Here is an 18,136-nt window from a genome sequence, read left to right as displayed (position 1 = left end):
CCTCCCCCGCCTCACAGGACACACAGATCGTCCCGAACCGGCGGGCCGACGAGGCCGCCGACCCCACCGGCATGCCTCGCGCGCCCCATCTACCAGGGCGGCCGTGCACCGCAGGGGCTTCGACCGGTCCGGCCGGCACCTCCATCACCGCCTCACGGGCGATGAACAGCCGCTCAAGGGGCCCGTTCCGCCTCGTCGAGCTCGGCCGCGGTGCTGGCCTGCACAGCCGGAAAGGGCGCCCCCGGGGAAGGGGGCGCCCTTTCTCATGGCGCAGCTGGATGAGGCCGCGTCAGAAGGTCGTCACGGGTGGTCAGGAGGCAGAGTCGGCCTTCTGGCGGCGGCCGACGAAGACCACGACGGCGCCTAGGGCCACCGCCGCGCCGGCCGCCGCAGCGAGCTGCGGGAGGGCCGAGGGGGTGCCGGTGCTGGCGAGGGAGCCGGTGCCGACGGGGTTGGAGTCCACCGGGGTGGTGGACGTGACGCCCTGCGGCGTGTTGTCCGGGGTTTGCGGCGTGGTCTTGCCGGGCTTGGCGTCGTCGGCGACGCTGCCGGCGGCGAGGAGCTCGAAGGCGTACTCGCTGGAGCGGTTGACGCCACAGGACTCGTCGTCGTTGATGTAGTCACCGGCGACGAAGGCGAGGCCGTCCCCGGCCGGGGTCTTGGCGTCGACCTTCAGGCGAAGCTTCACGTCGGCGTGGGCGCCGGCCTTCAGCGGACTGATGGAGCCGGCGTTGCCGTCCTCCTCCACGTTCTTCCAGGTCGAGGACGCGGTGGTCGACCACTGCAGCTGGAAGGCGTCGTCGATGACGTGGTAGCCGGTCTTGTCCGTCGCGTGGAAGTAGACGTACGGGGAGACCTCGTCCAGCGTCTTGTCCGTGCCGTTGGTCACGCGGAGGGAGAAGTCGGTCGTCGAGCCCGCGACGATCTTGGACGGCAGGCCGGTGACGACCGTGCTGAGCTTGCTCTCGAAGACGCACTCCGGCTCGTCCTGCTCCGCCTCCTCCTTGGCGTCGGCGAGCGCCTTGTCGGCGGCCTCCTTCGCCTTGAGGGCCTCTTTCGTCGCGTTCTGGACCGTGGAGTACTCCCGAGCGGCGGCGACGCGGGCGTCGTCGGCGACCCGGCCGGCCGTCGCGGCCTTCTCGTCGGCGGTGGCTTTGGCGTCCTCTGCGGACAGGGCAGCGGCCTCGGCGTCGGCAACGGCCTTCTCCGCGGCCGCCTTCTCCTCGGCGGTGGCGGTCTCGGACAGCGCGGCGAGTGCGGCCTTGGCGTCGGCGAGCGCCTTGTCGGCGTTCGCCTTGGCGGTGGCGGCGTCGGCCGCCTCCTTCCTGGCATTCACCGCGGCGACGGTGAGGGGCGCGTCATCGGAGAGGGCGGCTTCGAGGACGACCCGCGCGGCCTTGCCCGCGGCCACGGCGTCGTCGTACGCCTTCTGCGCCTTCTCGGCGGCCTTCTCGAGTTCCTCGATGGAGGGCTTGTCCTGCTCGCCCTGCTGCTGCGCCTGCGAGGCGGCGGACGGCTTGGCGTCGGCGAGCGCGGGGGTGACGGAGAACAGGATGACGGGGGTGGTCACGGCGGCGGCGACGGCCGTGGCAAGAATGCGGCGAATCTTCAACGGAGTCCTTCGCGGGTCCGAAAAGCGGGTTCGGAAAAGTGTTGAGGCAGCGGCTGCGGCAGCACCACGCAGGGCTTCATTGATGATCGTATGACCGGAAACACCGTCGTCGGAAGCACGTGAGGAAGGCGCCGAGTGCGGCACACCGCGCTCACACGGCGGGCAATCGCCTCATAAGGGGATAGTTGCTTCCCCTGCACGGATCACCTTAGTGATCCATGTCATTTTGTGGGACTGTCCGGCAGACCGGCGGACAGGACCCAGCAGCGACACTGACGTGCGGCTGGAGCGGCAATAGGGTGACCCCCATGTCTGCCAGGTTGAGTTCCACAAAATCCGCCGCCGCGCTTCGCACATCGGCGCGTGTCTCCGCTGAGTCGCTGCTGGTCCTCGTGATGGCCGCGGTGGCCCTGTGGCTGCTGGGCCGGATGTGGTCGGTCGTGTGGCCGCTCATAGTGGGCCTATTCCTCACCACGCTGACCTGGCCCCTGACTCGATTCCTGCGTCGGCGCGGGTGGCGCCCCGCCCTGGCCGCGTCGGCTGTGACCGTGTTGTTCCTCCTGGTCGCGACGGGCATCGTGGCACTGATCGCGGTGCCGGTGGCGTCCCAGTCCGGTGAGCTGACCGACGGGGTGGTCGAAGGCATCCAGAAGCTGCGCGAGTGGGCCGCCGGGCCGCCGTTGAACATCGGCGACGACCAGATCATGGGTGCCTCCGACGCCGCGATCACCCGCATTCAAGACAGCGTCGGCAGCATGGTCGGCGCTGTGGTCACGGGAGTGGGCACCGTGTTCAACGGCGTGGTCACTGCTGTCCTGGCGCTCTTCCTGATGTTCTTCTTCCTCAAGGACGGCCCGCGGTTCCTGCCGTGGCTCACCCGTCAGCTCCCCGGCCGGCTCGCCACCGACATCCCGATCCTGGCCGCGCGCGGTTGGGACACCCTGGGCGCGTTCGTGCGGTCCCAGGCATTCGTCGGCTTGCTCGACGCCGTCTTCATCGGCCTCGGCCTGTGGATATTGGGGGTACCGCTGGTGCTCCCGCTGGCGGTGCTGACCTTCGTATCCGCGTTCGTACCGATCGTGGGCGCCCTGTTCGCCGGTTTGGTCGCGGTGCTCATCGCGTTGGTGTCGAACGGCCTGACAGACGCGTTGATCGTGCTGGCGATCATCGTCGTGGTGCAGCAGTTGGAGGGCAACGTGTTCCAGCCCATGATCCAAAGTCGGGGGCTCGGCCTTCATGCGGCGGTGGTCCTGCTGGCGGTGACATTGGGCGGCAGTCTGGCCGGCGTCGTGGGCAGCCTGCTCGCAGTACCGGCAGCCGCGCTGATAGCGGTGGTCTGGAACTATCTGCGCGAGCAGCTCAGCGACCCCCCGCACGAGCCGGAGACCGACGAGGCGCACACCGGTACCGCCGTCCCGTCATAGCCATCTCGCCCCAGCCACGACGCGGCCGAGCGGGATGCCGTAACCGTCGTTCATCCCTGGGCTCAGGCGATGCTTGCCCCGATCGACAGGCCAAGGCTCAGGGGGCGACCGTCGGGCGCCGATAACGCGCGTGGATCCAATTCCGCGAGGCCGGTTAAGTGATCCGGCCTCGCGGGAGCGGGTGCTCAGAAGATGCCTCGGTAACCTTGCCAGCCCGTGGCGATCTGGGTACGGGAGCCGAACGACCCCTTGCCGTCGCCGTTGTTCCTGTAGAGCCGGCCCGCGCTGTCGCGTTCGATCAGATCCACTTTGCCGTCGCCGGTGAGGTCGCCGGCCCCGACGATGGTGTTGTACGAGGAACCCCAGTCCTTGAAGACCAGGACGCGCTCCTTGAACTGGCCGCCGGCGGTGCCGTTGTAGCGCCACAGTTCGTTGGAGGAATCCTTGGCGAGGAGGTCCCCGTATCCGTCGCCGTTCAGATCGCCGACGCCCATAACCTTGGTGTAGGTCCAGTGGGTCCGGATCTTCTTCCCCGCTGACAGCGTTCCGTTACTCGTCGACGCGAAGAGGTAGATGTCTCCCGTCGAGGTCTTCCAACCGAGCAGATCCGCGCGGCCGTCGCCGGTGAGGTCGCCGGGCGATGTAAGGGTCTTGTACGCCTCGAAGCCCGTGCCGAGTTTCGTGTACGGCGATGCGGGTGTCAGCGCGGCGCCGCAGCCGGGGCGGTATCCCCGCAGCGATCCGTCCGGCATGCGCACCAGGACGTCGTTGCAGAGATCGCCGTCCAGATCCCCGAACGGTACCGCGACCGAGGAAGTGGACCAGCCCCCACCGGACGTCTTGCCCGACAGGACTCCCGTTCCGGTGCCGTGCTGGAAGGTGAACTCGCCCTTGGCGTTGAGGGTCAGCACATCGCCGATGCCGTCGCCGGTGTGGTCACGGCGAACCGGCTGTGCCGGTACACCCGCGTCCACCAGGTGGATCCGCTGTTCGGCATCGACGAAGACGACATGGCGTCCGTGCGGGTCCAGGTTCCACAGGCTGCGGCGTGCCGACCCATTCGCTGCGAGAGCGAGGTTCTGCGCGAGGGGGAGGGATGCGAGGTCGCTGCTCACTGCCTTGCCGGAGGTGATGACGGTACGCACGAGCTTGCCACGAGTGGTGTCGTGGCGGACGAGATATCCGTCGGCGAGAAGCGCGTCGCCGGCCGGCACCGCGATCGAGATCCCCTTCGAGCGGTCGAACACCCCGGCCTTGTTCGCGGTGACGCAGGATCAGTAGACCCAGCGGCCGACCGCTTGCAGTTCGTTCGGCAGGCAACCGGAACCGGTGTTGACGCTCACAGAAGCGGCGTCACTGCCCAGAGTGCTCACAGAGAGGACGCCCGCGGTTGACGCAGTGGTCCACAGTCGGCCGTCGGCGACGGTGGCAGCCGACGCGGTACGGGTGAGGACCACCTTGGACTGGTTCCAGTCGATGACGTACTGGCGGCTCTCCGTTCCGGAGAAGACCGCGTAGCGGCCCGCCGCCGAGGTGAGGTCCCCGGACGACTCCGGGTGAGCGATGGTCTGACGCTGCCCGGCGGCGGTGCGCCGCACCAGCTCTCTCCCGTAACCGCTGTCATAGACCACGGAGCCGTCGCCGGTGCCGAAGAAGCGGGCGCAGACCTCGTACACGCCGCACTGCTTGTTGTATCCCTCGCCGGGCAGTACCTGTCCGACGACAGGCACTGCCGCCGGTGAAATGGTGCGGGTGTTGAACCTGACGTCGTAGCCGGGGTCGTCAGACGTCTGATCCAGATAGGTCAGCTGCCCGCCGGACAAGGCGATTCCGTCGACCGGCGCCGCGAGAGGCGGGAGGTGGCGCAGCTTCTTGCCGCTGACGCCGCTGGTTCCGGCGGCGGAGAACCGCCAGGAGTCCCAGTCCTCAGGGCCGCCGCCCCCGACGGCGAGAAGGGATCCGTCGGGGGCCTGGTTCACAAAGCCGTTCGTCCTGGGCAGCAACTGGCGCTTGGTGCCTCCGGACAGCGGAAGGGTGTACAGCCCTTCCGTGTCGGCGTAGCCAGCCACGATGTTGTCACCGACGAGATTGAACGTCGTCATGCCCTTGGTGACCTCGGCCGGCACGATCACCGGCGGAGCCTCCAGGTCGTCCCTGAGCAACAGCCGCGCACTCGCACCGGGATACCACACACCGACGTACTTGTCGCTCATCACAGCCAAGCTGCCCGAGCTGGTGGGGAAAGAGCCCAGGATGTTGGTGAAGGTGCCGCTCCGGCTATCGACGAGCCCCCATTGGTAGAGAAACTTCTTCGGGTCGTCGGTGGGCACGCGGTAGCGCATCATCAGTGAGTCCGCGTCCTTGGGACCGCTCGAGGACCACTGGGCGTTCTGGGGAAAGCCTGTGACCGTCACGTTCTCGGTTCCCCCACCCGTCACAGGCTTGAAGAGATGCACGACGCGCTCTCCACTCGGCCCTGGTGTGTAGGCGACCACGGACTCTCCCGCGGTCCCCCACCAGCCGTAGCCCTTCGGGATGGTGACCATGCCCCTGTCCGCGCCCGAAGGGTAGGACAGGAACCGGACATCGAAGGGAGCAGTCAAGTCCTGCCGCACGGCCACCGTGTCCGACTGGGCGAACAACACGTAGTCCGCCGCCGTGACGAACGCGGCGGCGTCCTGCGTCTCCCCCGTGGCGTACGAAGTCCACAGGTAGTGGTCGGAACCTTCCGGCCACGACAGGTAGCCCGATGCGCCGGGGCTGACAGAGCCCTCGCTACGCGGCCAGTTACGCACCGCCGCCGGCACGACCACCTCACCGCCCGCCGCCGCCCGCGCCGGCACCGCGCCGCCGAGCAGACTCCCACCGAAGGCGAGCGCCGACACAGCCGCGAGAAGCCCGCGCCACGGAGCACATCTGAACATGACGGAATGACGGACCAAGAGAACCATCCCCAGAAAGCGGCCACATTGGCCAATTCATATGAACGACCGTGTTCAACTGTCTCGCTCGATCAGATTCTGAACGAGTTCCGGCTCAGAGCCAGGAGTCCCAGATTCCGAACGCCGCTGTTGGTCCCTCCAGTTCGGTCCCCGAGGAGTCCACGAACACCACGCGGTAGTAGTACAGCCCCCGCCGGTCCTCGTACACCGTGGTATCCAGGTACCGGGTGGCGCTGCCGAACTCGCCCGTGGTCAGGGTGGTGTAGGAACTTGTGGTGGGATCCCACCGCTCCACCCGGTAGCCGGTCAGCCGGGAGCAGTCCAGGCCCGAGCTCGCGGAGCAGCCGAGGTACAGCGAGGGGTACTGGCCCTCGGAGACCGTGGTTCCGCTCCAGCCGGGCGGCCGGGTGTCGGGCAGGGTGACGGTGATCTCGGCGGTCTGGAAGAAGTCGGGGTCCTCGTCGGAGTACTGGGCGTCCGTGGCGGCCACCCGGTAGACGTGGTCACCGCCGTCGGGCAGCGTCGGGCAGAGAATCTCCGTCTCGGCCAGGGAACTCCCGGTCCAGCAGTTCTTCTGCCATACCGTCCGGCCGGTGTCCGGGTCGGTCGTGCTCTGCCACACGTAGTAGCCCATGACGTCGTCGTCGGCCGGCGGAGTCCACGTGAGACGGACGCCGAGCGGCACGGTCTCGGCCGTCAGGCCGAGGACCGGGGCAGGGCGCTGGGTGTCCCGGGTGGTGGCGGTGACGGGCTCGCTCGGCCGGGAGCGGTGCCCGTACCGGTCGACCGCGACGATTCGGTACTCGTACGTGGTCTCGGAGGCGCCGGAACTCTCCAGACAGTACGAGTAGATGACCTGGGTACGGCCGGCATGGGCGGGGTCGGCCGCGTCCAGGACACCGGGCGGGTAACTCGTGGGCGGCACCCGCGGACCGTCGGAGTCGTACGGCGAGCACTGCTCCACGGTCGCGCTCTCCCCCGTCGCGGGGTCCGTGCGGACGATCTGATAGGCGGGGATGTTGTCGTCGTCGAAGGCCCAGGGGTCGGCGCTTCGCCAGGACAGCGACACACCGTCGCTCCTCGCCTGCGCGGTGAGCAGGTACGGCGAGGTGGCTTCGGGCCGCTCCGTCATGGGCAGGGTGACCTCGGCGGGGGCGGAGGCATTGCCCTTGGCATCCACCGCGCGTACCGCGTACCTGTATTCGTCCGCGAGGGCCAGCTGTTGAAGCGGCACCACGTCGGTCTTCGTGGTGGTGTCGTTGTCGCCGAAGCCCTTCAGGTAGGCGCCGGTGGCGGGGTCGTACTGGAGCACCTGGTACGAGGCCGCGTCCGCGTCGGGCGTCCACACCAGATGCGGGACACCGGACCGGTAGTCGACGCGAACGTCGGCGGGGGCCGGCGGTGGGATCCGGTCGGAGAGGGTGAACGTCGCGGCGGTGGAGTACGCGGACCAGTTGCCGGCCGCGTCCCGCGCCCGCCCCCGGTAGGTGGCCTTCGTGCCGTCGGTGGCTCTTCCGGTGTCGCAGAACGCGCCCTTCGGGCCCGAGTGCACCGTGATCCAGTCGCCGGTGGCAGGGTTCAGACGCTGCGCCTGGTAGAGGGCGATGTCGGCCCCGTTCTCGGCGGTCGTGACGAGTTCCGGGCCCGCCACCTTCTCGTTGTCCGGGCAGCTGTCCATCTCGACGAACGGGGCGGCGGGCGGGGTCTTGTCAACCGTGGTGACGAGCTGGTCGGCGGTGCCTGAGGACTCGCGGCCGGCCTTGTCGTAGGCGCGGACCTCGTAGTAGTACGTCGCGCCCGTCTTCGGGAGGGCGGAGTCCGTGTACGACGTCGACGTGGTCGTCGCAAGGGGCTTGCTGCCGAAGGACGTTCCCTTGAGGCGCCGGTGGACGCGGTAGCCGGCGAGGTCCATCTCCTTGTTCTTCGCCCACTTGACGGTGGCCTTGCCGGTGGTCGCGTCGTACGTCACCGAGGGACCTGTCGGGGCGAGCGGCTTGACCGTGTCGACGGTGGCGGAGGTGCGGGGGGCGTACGCGAACGTGACGTTGGCGGAGCCGGTCCAGTTGACGTAGTCGACGCGGAGGGTGTGTATGCCGGACGGAATGGTGAGGTTCAGACTCTTCTTCTGGGTGGAGGAGACGTTTTTCCAGAGGTCGATCTTGCGTGTGCCGTCGAGGTAGACGCGTATGCCGTCCTGGGTTTCGGCAGCGAGGGAGAAGGGTCCGCCGGAGCCGAAGTCGCGGGTCACGGACCAGCGGACCGAGAAGTTGTTGGACGGCAGTCCGGAGGTGGGGGCGCCGGCGCCCCAGCTCTGGTCGACGGCGGAGTCGCAGTCGGTCTTCTTCGGGGTGCCGGACAGCGTGGTGTTCGCGAAGAACTGGCGCTTGTACACCGGGGAGGCGCAGGTGACGGCGGCGGATGCCGTCGCGGTGGCGGTGAGCAGGCCACCCGCGGTCGCGGCGACGACGGCGGCGGACACGGCGGGTCTCAGCCGGTTACGAGTGATCACAGGGTGGAGGACCTTTCAAGCCCGTCACGGGGGGGTTCCTGAAAGACCGTCGAGGTGGGGCATTGGTTGTATGGGGTACGGATGTGAGCCGTGGGCCACAGGAGGCGAGACGCCCGGCCGGCGCCGCCACCGGGCCGCGTCCTACGGCGTCAGGTCGTGGGACGTACCGTCGATGGCAGGCCCGCTGCCCTCGGGGAGGTTCGCCGCGATCAGGTCCATCGCTTCCTGCACCGTCTCCGTCACGCCGAGCACCGTGTTGTCGGACGCGCGGCGTACGCGGTAACCGCCCTCGGTCTGGGTGAACATCGTGCCGACGTCTTGGCTCCACGGCGACTGGATGCACCGGCTGAAGTACAAGGTCCCGTGGCTGACGATGGGGTAGAGCTCTCGCAGCCGGGGATGCGCGTACGCGGTGCGAGGCACGACGGGATTGATCAGGTCAGGGTCCATCTCCAGGAGGGACTGCCACTTCGCAGCCACGATCTCCGCAGCGTCCCGGGAGGTCTCATCATTCGTCATGTGGTGGCGTCACTTCGGCTTGGGCGGGGATGAATTCTGGGACATCCGGCTTGGGACTCCGATTTTCTCTTTGTTCAAGTACCAGTTGATCTCCTCCCACGACGGGCGAGTGCCGGCATGGGTCGGAGAACGACCCGGTCGGTCGGATCAGGCAGGGCTCATTCGCGGGAGCAAGTGAGCTCAGGTGCCGCCTCCGGCCGCCGCGGTACGGGGATCAGGGATGCAGGAGCTGTCCGCGGAGTGCCGCCACCAGGTCGTCGTCGACACCGAGCTGCTCGGCGGCGTAGCCGTGCACCGATCCGTACCGCGTGATCAGGTCGGCCATGAAGAGCCGCATGATCTCGGCGGGGGCGCGGCCGTAGGCGGGCCAGCTGAGGGTGAGGTCGGGGTAACTGGCGTGCCAGTCGGCGACCAGGCGTTCGGTGGCCAGCTCGGTCAGGGCGAAGTCGGCGACGATGTCGTCCTCGTGCACCCCGGCCAGGGCAAGGACCAGCATGGCCAGCAGGCCGGTGCGGTCCTTGCCGGAGTGGCAGTGGAAGACCAGCGGACCGGTGTCCTCGGCGATGATCTCCAGCGCCTGCCGGATCTCCTTGGCGCCGTCGTGGGCGACCTCGGTGTACTTGTCGGCCAGGAAGCGCGCGGGCTCGACCTCCGTAGCCAGGCCCGCCTGGTCGTACGGCCGGTGCTCGATGCTCAGGTTGTGGTACGCCAGCCCCTGGTGGTGCGGGACGCGTCCGCTGCGTTCGACCTCGAAGGGATACCGGAGGTCGATCACGGTGCGGATGCCCAGGGCGACGAAGCGGTCCCGGTCCTCGCCCCGCAGCTTGCCCAGCGAGTCGGAGCGAAACAACCGGCCCCAGCGGACTGTGCGGCCGTCGGCGGCCTGATAGCCGCCCAGATCACGGAAGTTGTGCAGAGCCTCGAACGCGATATGTCTCTTCACGCGGCTCACCCTACGATGTCGCCTCCAGCGTCGCGTAGACGATGAGGTTGTTCACCGGGTGGCCCTGGGCGTCGAAGTCGCCGTCGCAGGTGATCAGCCGCAGGGCGCGGTCCTCGGTCGGGCCGTAGACCTTCTCGGTGGGGAAGGAGTCCTTGCTGACGCTCTCGGTGCTCGTGACCGTGAAGTCCGCCGACTTTCCCAGGCCGTTGGTGACGGTGATGTCCGCGCCCTTGGCGATCTTCTTGAGGTCGTGGAAGACGGCCTTGCCGAAGCGGGTGCTGTTGTGGCCGATGAGGACGGCGGCGCCGGCTTCGCCGGGCACGGCACCGCCGGTGTACCAGCCGGCGGTCATGCCCTTCTCGGCGGGCGGGACCTCGACGGTTCTGTCCGCGTTGAGACCGAGCTCCATCAGGGAACTGGTCACCCCGATCGAGGGAATGGCGACCTGGGTGGGAGCCGCGGGCTTCTTGGCCTCCGGAGCGCCGGGCGCAGGCGCTGCGGTGCCGGGCGCGGCACGGGTGGCCGGGGCGGCCGGGGCGGGGGCGGACGAGCAGCCGGTGAGCAGGGTGAGGACCGCGGGGACCACGAGGGCGAGGCGGGCAAGGGCCGGCGGGGTGCCGAAGCGCCGTACCGGATGCGGAGGGTGCGCAGAGGACACAACGGGCTCCAGAGCAGGACCGGGTGAAGACGCGGTGGCGCCGCCCGGCGAAGGGCGGCGCCACCGTGGTGCTGGGGGTCAGATGTGGTGCGTGTGATGCGTATGGGCGCCGGGTCAGCCGTCGCGTCGCTCGGCGGAGCGGCGGCGCAGTACGAAGGTGCCGGCGCCCGCGAGCAGCAGAGCGCCGGTGGCCGACCCCGCGAGGGTGGTGATGCCGGTATTTCCGGCCGGGGCTTCGCCCGCGGCGACACCGCCCCGCGGGGCCGCGCTCGCGGCTGCGGCCCTCTGGGCAGCCGCGGCCTTCTCGGCTTCGGCCTTCCTGATCTCCTCGGGCGTGGAGTCCTTCGAGACCCCGGCCCTCTGGGCAGCCGCGGCCTTCGCGGCCTCGGCCTTCCTCTGGGCGGCGGCCTTGTCGGCCGCGGCCGGCCGTTCGGTCGCCGTTACGGACGGCGCCGGGGTCTGGTCGGCGGCGAGGGCCGCGGCGGCCGGGGCGAGCAGCGCGCCGGCCGCGACGGCGGTCAGGACGGCGAAACGCAGGCGGTGGTGGCGGGACATGTATGGCTCCAGTTCCGGCCCGGCCTTGGTGGTACCTGGATGCCGATTCGCACCAGGTTCCGGGCAGGACTCAAGACTGGCGACCTCTTATGAAGAAGCTGTCAGGACGTCATGGTCATCGCATCAGGGCCGAGCAGGGGTCTCTTCGCCACCGCCCGCCTCCCGCTCGGCGCCACCGCCCGCCTCCCGTTCCGCGCCGCCGCCCGGCGCGGCCGGCAGCCACAAGGTGAAGACCGAGCCCTGCCCCTCCGTACTCACCACGCTCGCCGTCCCCCCGTGGGCCTCGGCAAGCTTGAGGACGATCGCCAGCCCGAGGCCGCTGCCGCCGGTGCTCCGGCTGCGGGACTTCTCCGCCCGCCAGAAGCGGTCGAATACGTGGGGGATGTCGTCCGCCGGGATACCGCTGCCGGTGTCGGACACCTCCACGGCGACCTCGTCCCCGGAATCGGTGACGTACGAGCGCAGCGTCACCCGGCCACCGGGGGGTGTGTGGCGTACCGCGTTGGAGACCAGGTTGCTGACGGCCTGCCGTAGCCTGACCGGGTCGGCGTCGAGCGGCGCCGGGCCCTGTCCGGGACCTGGGCAAGAGGTGCCCGGCACCGGCTCGGAGACCGCCAGCGTGACGCCCGCGGTCTCGGCCAGGCCCTGGTGTGCCGCGGCGACCTGGCCGAGCAGGTCGTCCACACGTACCGGCTCCAGGTGCAGGCGCAGCGCGCCCACGTCGGCCGCCCCCAGGTCCTGCAGATCGTCGATAATGTGCTGAAGCTGCACCGCCTCCTCCAGGAGCGAGGAGACGAACGCCGGATCCGGATCGGCCAGACCGTCCTGTGCCGCCTCCAGCCAGCCACGGATATTGCTCAGCGGGGTACGCAGCTCGTGGGCGACATCGCTGACCATCACCTTCCGCTGCTCCTCCAGCCGGGCGCGGTGTGTGGCCATGTCGTTGAAGGTCGCCGCCAGCCGTCCGATCTCGTTGTCCGAGCCGACCGGCACGGGCGCCGAGTCCAAGCCGTCCCGCATCCGCTGCGCGGCGCCGGTGAGCGCGTGCAACGGGCGTACGAGCCGGGCTCCGGCGATCACCGAGGCGCCGACGGTGAGGGCGAGGACGAGGGCCGTGACCCCGACGATGCGTGCGGTGTTCGCCGGTGAGAGATCGAACCCGGGCACGCTGACGGCGCCGGGGTCGTCGATGAACAGCAGGGCGGGCGCGGCGACATAGTCCGTGAGCTGTTCGCGGCGGGCGCTGCCGACGCAGGAGGCGATGGCCCGGTCGTACCCGCTGCCGCGCGCTTCGGGCAGGCGGCCGGCCGCGGCCGCCGCCTGCTGTTCGGCCGCCTTCGCCTTCCTGACGGCCGCCTCGGACGCGGGGCGCGCGGCCGGTGCGCCCATGTCCGCGGCTTCCTGCCCGTATCCACGGTCCCAGGACAGGTCCAGGTTCAGTTTCACGCCCGTACGTCCCTGGCGTTTCAGGCAGGCATCGGCCAGTTGATTGAGGGCGCGCAGGGCCTTCTTCTCGGTCGCGGTCGGAGCGCCCGACTCGTCCGGAAGGCACGTGCGTTCCATGGAGCGGTCGGTGTCGTTGCTCACGAACTGGATACGGGGCCGTCCGCTCGGGCTCTGGACGACATCGGCGGCGATGCCGACCCTGTTGAGGCACTCCACGCTTCTGGCGGTGGCCTGCCGCAGGTACGTACGTTCCTTCGCGGGCAGCAGGAACGGTCCTACGGCACGCGGATCGACACGGTCCGCGCCGGCCAGGGCGGCATCGGGCACCAGTACGGTGTCGACGGACAGCGGGTCGACGACCGCCGAGGCCTGCGGTGGCAGCGGGGCGGCGGCAGGGGTGCCGGCGGAGGAGTCGAAGATCGGCCGCCGGTCCTGGGTGGTCAGCGCGATCCGGCGCTGGGACTGGCGGGCCAGTTCCCGCACGGTGTCCTCGACGCCCTCCCAACCGGGGTGGGTGGCCGCGTACCCCTGCAGGGTGTTGTAGATCTTGGCGTCGGAGCTGAGGTTCTGCCCCTGCTCCTGGCGGATCGCGCCGGAGGTCGTCTGCACGGCGAGCCAGGCGGTGGCGGCGACCGAGCACGAGGCCACCAGCACCGATACGGTCAGCAGCCGGCCGAGCAGGCTCTTGCGGAGCGGCAGCCGCGCCCGTTCGTCAGAGCGACGCACGGCGCGCTTTCTTCGCGGGATCCGTCAGCTTGTAGCCGACACCGAAAACGGTGAGCAGCCGGGCCGGTCGCCGTGGGGCGGGCTCTATCTTCTTGCGCAGATGCATGATGTGCACGTCGACGGTGCGGTCGCTGATGTACTTGTCGAAGCCGTGCAGCTCCTCCAGGAGCCGCTGCCTGGTGAAGACCCTGTCCGGCTCCGTCGCCATCGCGGCGAGGATACGGAACTCACCGGGCGTGCACTCGACCGGCGTCCCCCCGACCGACACCTCGTGCCGGGCCGGATCGACCCTGAGCGTGCCCACCGACAGCACCTCGTCGTCGGCGGCGGGCGCAGGGCCGGGGGCGGGGCCGGCGGAACGCCGGTTGCGGCGCAGCAGCGTACGGACGCGGGCCACCAGCTCACGAGGGCTGAACGGCTTGGTCATATAGTCGTCGGCGCCGAGATCCAGGCCGAGCAGCAGATCGTCCTCGGTACTGCGGGCCGTCAGCATCAGCACCGGCAGCTCCCGGGACTCGGCGCGCAGGATCCGCACCACGTCGAGGCCGTCGGCCCGGGGCATCATCACATCGAGGACGAGCAGGTCGGGTTCGCTGTGCCGGACCTCCTCAAGAGCCGTACGGCCGTCCTCGACGACCGTGACCGCGTGCCCCTCGTGCTCCAGATAGCGGCGCACCAGCTCAGCCTGTTTCGCGTCGTCTTCGGCGACCATGATGTTTGCGCACACGCCGACGATCGTAGCGAGCGCGAAATCGGGGGCGGTGGTAACCGCCCTTTCCACGAGCGGAGTTCGGCGTCGCGACGTGTGCACGCTCGGGGCACCGTTCGAGGGAAGACCGAAACACACATGCTTAGCCCATTTAGGCATATTTGATGATGCTATTTCCTTCTTCATATGATTTCTCATGGTTACATCTCGCCATGGAGGCGATCAGGTGATGACCGGAGACCGACAGCAGGACACGGATACACCGGCGGCCACGTCGCGGCGGCGCGTGCTGGTGGCAGCCGCGATGGCACCGGTGCTGGCCGGGGCAGGGCTGGCCGGCGCTCGCGCGCTGCCCACCGGGGCGCCCGAGCCGCAGAGCCACACGCCGGTCAAACCGGTACACACCAGCGAAGCGGACTGGTCGGAGGTGGCAAAGGCGCTCGGCCGCGGCGGCAACATGCTGCGGGGAACGACCTATCACACCGGCTTCCCGCGCCGGGATCTTCATGTGGTCTCCGACGGAATCACCGTCACCCCGGGGCTCGCGCTCGGTACGCACGTGGCCTTCGTCCGCTACGCCGACGGCAGCACGATGGTGATGGGCGATGTCGTGGTGACCGAGGACGAACTGCAGCAGGTGACCGACGCCTGGCAGGCGAACGGAATCGCGCAGACCGCGCTCCACAAGCATCTGCTCGCCCAGCGCCCCGACATCTGGTGGACCCATGTCCACGGGCACGGCCACGACGCGGTGGCCCTGGCCCGCGGCCTGCGCGCGGGATTCGACCGCACCAAGACTCCGCCGGCGGCGCCGCCGGGGCCGGACCGCCCCATCGACCTGGACATCGCCGGAATGGAAGCCGCGCTGGGCGTCAAGGGTTCCAGCGAGGACGGGCTCTACAAGTGCCTCTTCGTCCGCCGCGAGACCATCCTCGACGGCCATCTGGTACTGCCTCCCGGCCTGGGGTCGACCAGCGCGTTCAACTTCCAGCCGCTGGGCGGCGGCCGGGCCGCGCTCAGCGGCGACTGCGCCATGCTCGCCAAGGAGGTCCAGCCCGTGCTGGGAGCCCTGCGGCGCGGCGGGATCAAGCTCGTCGAGGTGCACAACCACCACCTGACGGACGACCCGCGCCTGTTCTTCACGCATTTCTGGGCCGTGGGCGACGGAGTCGAGCTCGCCCGTGCCCTGCGCCCCGCCGTGGACGCCACCAACGTCGCCCCGCCCAGCTGAAAGAGGCGCTGAAAGAGGCGGTGGCCCGCGGGGTGCGGCACCACGGGGGCGGCTCACTACATATGGACCAATTGCCCCGGAGCACCGCGTGCCTCCACAGGCGATCGGGTACCCATGCCCCGTCCAGCCAGAAAGTTACCGAATCGCCCTTCAGATCCCCTATCGGAGCTCCGTATGGAACCAGTATCCATTCCGCGTGATTGTCCGTTCGACTATGCCGAGGCCCTCGAATTCGACCCGGTGCTCAAGCAGCTGCAGACCGACGAACCCGTCGCCCGTATCCGGCTGCCGCACGGCGACGGGGAAGCATGGCTCGTCACCGGCTACGACGACGTGCGTACGGTGACCACGGACCGGCGGTTCAGCCGCAGCGCCATCATCGGCCGGAACTTCCCGCGCATGACCCCTGAACCCATCGTTCAGGACGAAGCGATCAACGTGATGGACCCGCCGACCAGCAGCCGCCTGCGCAGCCTGGTCTCCAAAGGCTTCACACCGCGCCACATGGAACGCATGCGGGTCCGTACCCAGCATGTCGTGGACGAGCTGCTGGACAAGATGGCGGAGTACGGCTCCCCCGCCGACCTCTTCGAACACCTGGCCGCCCCGCTGCCCCTGACCACCATCTGCGAGGTCCTCGACATCCCCGAGGCCGACCGTTCGCAGCTGCGCGCCCACGCGCGGACCATGATGGACACCGGCATCGACAACCGGGACGACGCCGTACGGGCCAAGGCCGATCTCCGCGCCTACTTCGCGACGCTGACGGCGCACCGTCGCCGGCACCCGGGCGACGACCTGATCAGCTCGCTGGCCACCGCACGCGACGGGGACGAGCTCCTCAACGATCAGGAACTGACCGTGATGGCCATGGTCCTGCTCATCACCGGCCAGGACACCACCACGTACCAGATCGGGAACATCGCCTACGCCCTGCTCACCCGGCCCCAGGAGCTCGCCATGCTGCGGGCCCGCCCGGAGATGCTCCCGCAGGCCATCGAGGAGCTGTTGCGGTTCATCCCCTTCCGTAAGGGCGTCGGCATCCCCCGCGTCGCCACCGAGGACGTCGAACTGAGCGGGGTGACGATCCGGGCGGGAGAGGTCGTACACGTCTCCTACCTGACGGCCAACCGGGACGGCCGGAAGTTCGACCGCCCCGACGAGCTGGATCTCGAACGCACCGGTCCGTCGCACATGACCTTCGGCTGGGGCGGCCACCACTGTCTCGGCGCCCCGCTCGCCGCCACGGAGCTGCAGGTCGCGCTCGGAACCCTCCTGCGGCGCTTCCCCGACCTGAAGCTGGCGAAGCCGGCCGAAGAGGTGCGGTGGAACAAGACGTCGATCTGGCGCTATCCGCTGGCCCTGCCCGTCACCTGGTGACGGGCTGCCGGACCGCCGCGCGCAGCGGAGAGCGTCGCGATCGGGTGGAAACACCCTGATGGCGCGTTCTCCGACATGCGGCTTTCATCCGCCTGCCGTAGCGTAATTCCGAGGGCTGACCAAGGTATGGCGGGAATCCATACTGCCCACACGGTTTCAGAACTCAGCCTTTCAACGGGCGGCCCATCCGCTGAACATCGCGGCCCATCCGTTGAACATGCCAGGCGAAAGAACATTCCAGGCGAATCGAACTGGACGGACGCGCTCACCACCACCTCCCTCCCCCGTACAGCGCCGTACAGCGCCGTTCAGCGCCCCAGTGGCTACCGCCGGCCGGTAAAAGCCCCCGCAATCTGGTCAGGGCTTGGCCGTGTGGACCACCGTCCGCTAGGAGGAATTCCATGGCGGTTCTCTGCAAGCCGGCCATCGCGGTGCCCGAGTACGTCATCACCAATGACGAAACACTCGAACTGGCCCGACGCCTGCACGGCGACCACCCGCAGCTCAACCTGGTCCTCCGTCTGATCGAGAACACCGGGGTGCTGAAACGACATCTGATCCAGCCGATCGAAGAGGTGCTGCGGCATCCGGGGTTCGATGCCCGCAGCGCCATCTACGAGGCGCAGACGAAGGATCGCGTGCCGGCTGTGGTGCGCCGGGCACTCGACCACGCCGAACTCGAGCCGGAGCAGATCGACTTGATCATCTACGTCTCCTGCACCGGCTTCATGATGCCTCCGCCGACCGCGTGGCTCATAGGCAAGATGGGCTTCCGGCCGCAGACACGGCAGATGCCGATCGCCCAACTCGGCTGCGCGGCGGGCGGCGCGGCCGTCAACCGGGCCCATGACTTCTGCAGGTCGTACCCCGACGCCAACGTGCTGGTCGTCTCCTGCGAGTTCTGCTCGCTGTGCTATCAGCCCACCGATCTCGGCGTGGGATCCCTCCTGTCGAACGGCCTGTTCGGCGACGGGATCGCCGCCGCCGTGGTACGGGGCAGCGGTGGGACCGGGATGCGCCTGGAGCGCAACGGCTCGTACGTCATCCCGGACACCGAGGACTGGATCTCCTACGCGGTCCGGTCCACCGGCTTCCACTTCCAGCTCGACAAGCGCGTACCCGGGACCATGGAGCCCCTCGCCCCGGCCCTGAGCGCGATGGCGGAACAGCACCAGTGGAACGCCGGCAAGCTGGACTTCTACATCATCCACGCGGGCGGTCCGCGCATCCTGGACGACCTGAGCCACTTCCTCGACGTGCCGCCGGAAGCGTTCCGCTTCAGCCGGGCCACGCTCACCGAGTACGGCAACATCGCCAGCGCGGTGGTACTGGACGCCCTGGCCCGGATGTTCGACGAGGCGTCGGCTCTCGACGGCCACCGCGGCATGATGGCCGGCTTCGGGCCCGGCATCACCGCCGAGATCGCCCTGGGCACCTGGACCACGGAGCCCGCGGCGGAGGCCGCCGCCTGACCCGGCCGCC

Annotated in this window: 14 protein-coding genes and 1 pseudogene; 4 read left to right on the top strand and 11 right to left on the bottom strand. The window is 69.2% G+C overall.

The genetic code is table 11. The features are described 5' to 3' along the window. Positions 1-310 precede the first annotated feature (310 nt). Positions 311-1,612 carry a peptidase gene (locus tag ACFVWW_RS10645; protein WP_386877226.1) on the bottom strand — a complete coding sequence of 434 codons (1,302 nt, stop codon included), beginning with the start codon at positions 1,610-1,612 and terminating at the stop codon, positions 311-313. 308 nt (positions 1,613-1,920) lie between these two features. On the opposite strand from ACFVWW_RS10645, the gene ACFVWW_RS10640 reads away from it, so the two are divergent. Continuing rightward, a complete protein-coding gene (locus ACFVWW_RS10640) occupies positions 1,921-3,036 on the top strand; it encodes an AI-2E family transporter (protein WP_386877225.1) in 1,116 nt (371 codons plus the stop codon). A gap of 6 nt (positions 3,037-3,042) precedes the next feature. Here ACFVWW_RS10640 and ACFVWW_RS10635 read toward each other — a convergent pair. The 10 genes and pseudogenes from ACFVWW_RS10635 to ACFVWW_RS10590 form a co-directional block, all read right to left on the bottom strand. Then, positions 3,043-3,126: pseudogene (locus ACFVWW_RS10635) on the bottom strand (IS5/IS1182 family transposase); the annotation flags it as partial. 95 nt (positions 3,127-3,221) lie between these two features. Beyond that, a complete protein-coding gene (locus ACFVWW_RS10630; protein WP_386877224.1) occupies positions 3,222-4,283 on the bottom strand; it encodes an FG-GAP repeat domain-containing protein in 1,062 nt (353 codons plus the stop codon). Positions 4,284-4,310: 27 nt separating this feature from the next. Then, positions 4,311-5,960, bottom strand: a complete 1,650-nt coding sequence (locus tag ACFVWW_RS10625; protein ID WP_386877223.1) for a hypothetical protein — start codon at positions 5,958-5,960, stop codon at positions 4,311-4,313. 112 nt (positions 5,961-6,072) lie between these two features. Then, the gene (locus ACFVWW_RS10620) at positions 6,073-8,487 is read right to left on the bottom strand and encodes a PA14 domain-containing protein (protein WP_386877222.1); all 2,415 of its coding nucleotides are present in this window, start codon (positions 8,485-8,487) and stop codon (positions 6,073-6,075) included. Positions 8,488-8,628: 141 nt separating this feature from the next. Further along, positions 8,629-9,006, bottom strand: a complete 378-nt coding sequence (locus ACFVWW_RS10615; RefSeq protein WP_386877221.1) for a DUF6193 family natural product biosynthesis protein — start codon at positions 9,004-9,006, stop codon at positions 8,629-8,631. Between the two features lie 214 nt (positions 9,007-9,220). Further along, complete coding sequence (locus tag ACFVWW_RS10610; protein ID WP_384179303.1) at positions 9,221-9,949, bottom strand: tyrosine-protein phosphatase; 729 nt, start codon at positions 9,947-9,949, stop codon at positions 9,221-9,223. A gap of 10 nt (positions 9,950-9,959) precedes the next feature. After that, a complete protein-coding gene (locus ACFVWW_RS10605) occupies positions 9,960-10,607 on the bottom strand; it encodes a class F sortase (RefSeq protein WP_384328426.1) in 648 nt (215 codons plus the stop codon). A 114-nt stretch (positions 10,608-10,721) separates the two neighbouring features. Next, positions 10,722-11,162 (bottom strand): hypothetical protein, encoded by a 441-nt coding sequence (locus ACFVWW_RS10600; protein WP_386877220.1) that lies wholly within the window; start codon positions 11,160-11,162, stop codon positions 10,722-10,724. A gap of 123 nt (positions 11,163-11,285) precedes the next feature. Next, positions 11,286-13,334, bottom strand: a complete 2,049-nt coding sequence (locus tag ACFVWW_RS10595; RefSeq protein WP_386877219.1) for a sensor histidine kinase — start codon at positions 13,332-13,334, stop codon at positions 11,286-11,288. Continuing rightward, complete coding sequence (locus ACFVWW_RS10590) at positions 13,321-14,061, bottom strand: response regulator transcription factor (protein ID WP_386877218.1); 741 nt, start codon at positions 14,059-14,061, stop codon at positions 13,321-13,323. Before ACFVWW_RS10590 ends, ACFVWW_RS10595 begins: the two co-directional genes overlap by 14 nt. A gap of 211 nt (positions 14,062-14,272) precedes the next feature. On the opposite strand from ACFVWW_RS10590, the gene ACFVWW_RS10585 reads away from it, so the two are divergent. From ACFVWW_RS10585 to ACFVWW_RS10575, 3 genes are all read left to right on the top strand, one after another. Continuing rightward, positions 14,273-15,274: a DUF1259 domain-containing protein gene (locus tag ACFVWW_RS10585; RefSeq protein WP_384179294.1), complete on the top strand. Its 1,002-nt coding sequence runs from the start codon at positions 14,273-14,275 to the stop codon at positions 15,272-15,274. A 174-nt stretch (positions 15,275-15,448) separates the two neighbouring features. Continuing rightward, positions 15,449-16,654 (top strand): cytochrome P450, encoded by a 1,206-nt coding sequence (locus ACFVWW_RS10580; RefSeq protein WP_384179292.1) that lies wholly within the window; start codon positions 15,449-15,451, stop codon positions 16,652-16,654. 401 nt (positions 16,655-17,055) lie between these two features. Then, entirely contained in the window at positions 17,056-18,126 is a 1,071-nt protein-coding gene (locus tag ACFVWW_RS10575; protein ID WP_384328434.1) for a type III polyketide synthase, read from the top strand. Positions 18,127-18,136 lie beyond the last annotated feature (10 nt).

It is taken from the genome of Streptomyces sp. NPDC058198 (assembly GCF_042882605.1).
GTDB lineage: Bacteria > Actinomycetota > Actinomycetes > Streptomycetales > Streptomycetaceae > Streptomyces.
This window is presented reverse-complemented; position numbering and strand designations above follow the sequence as displayed.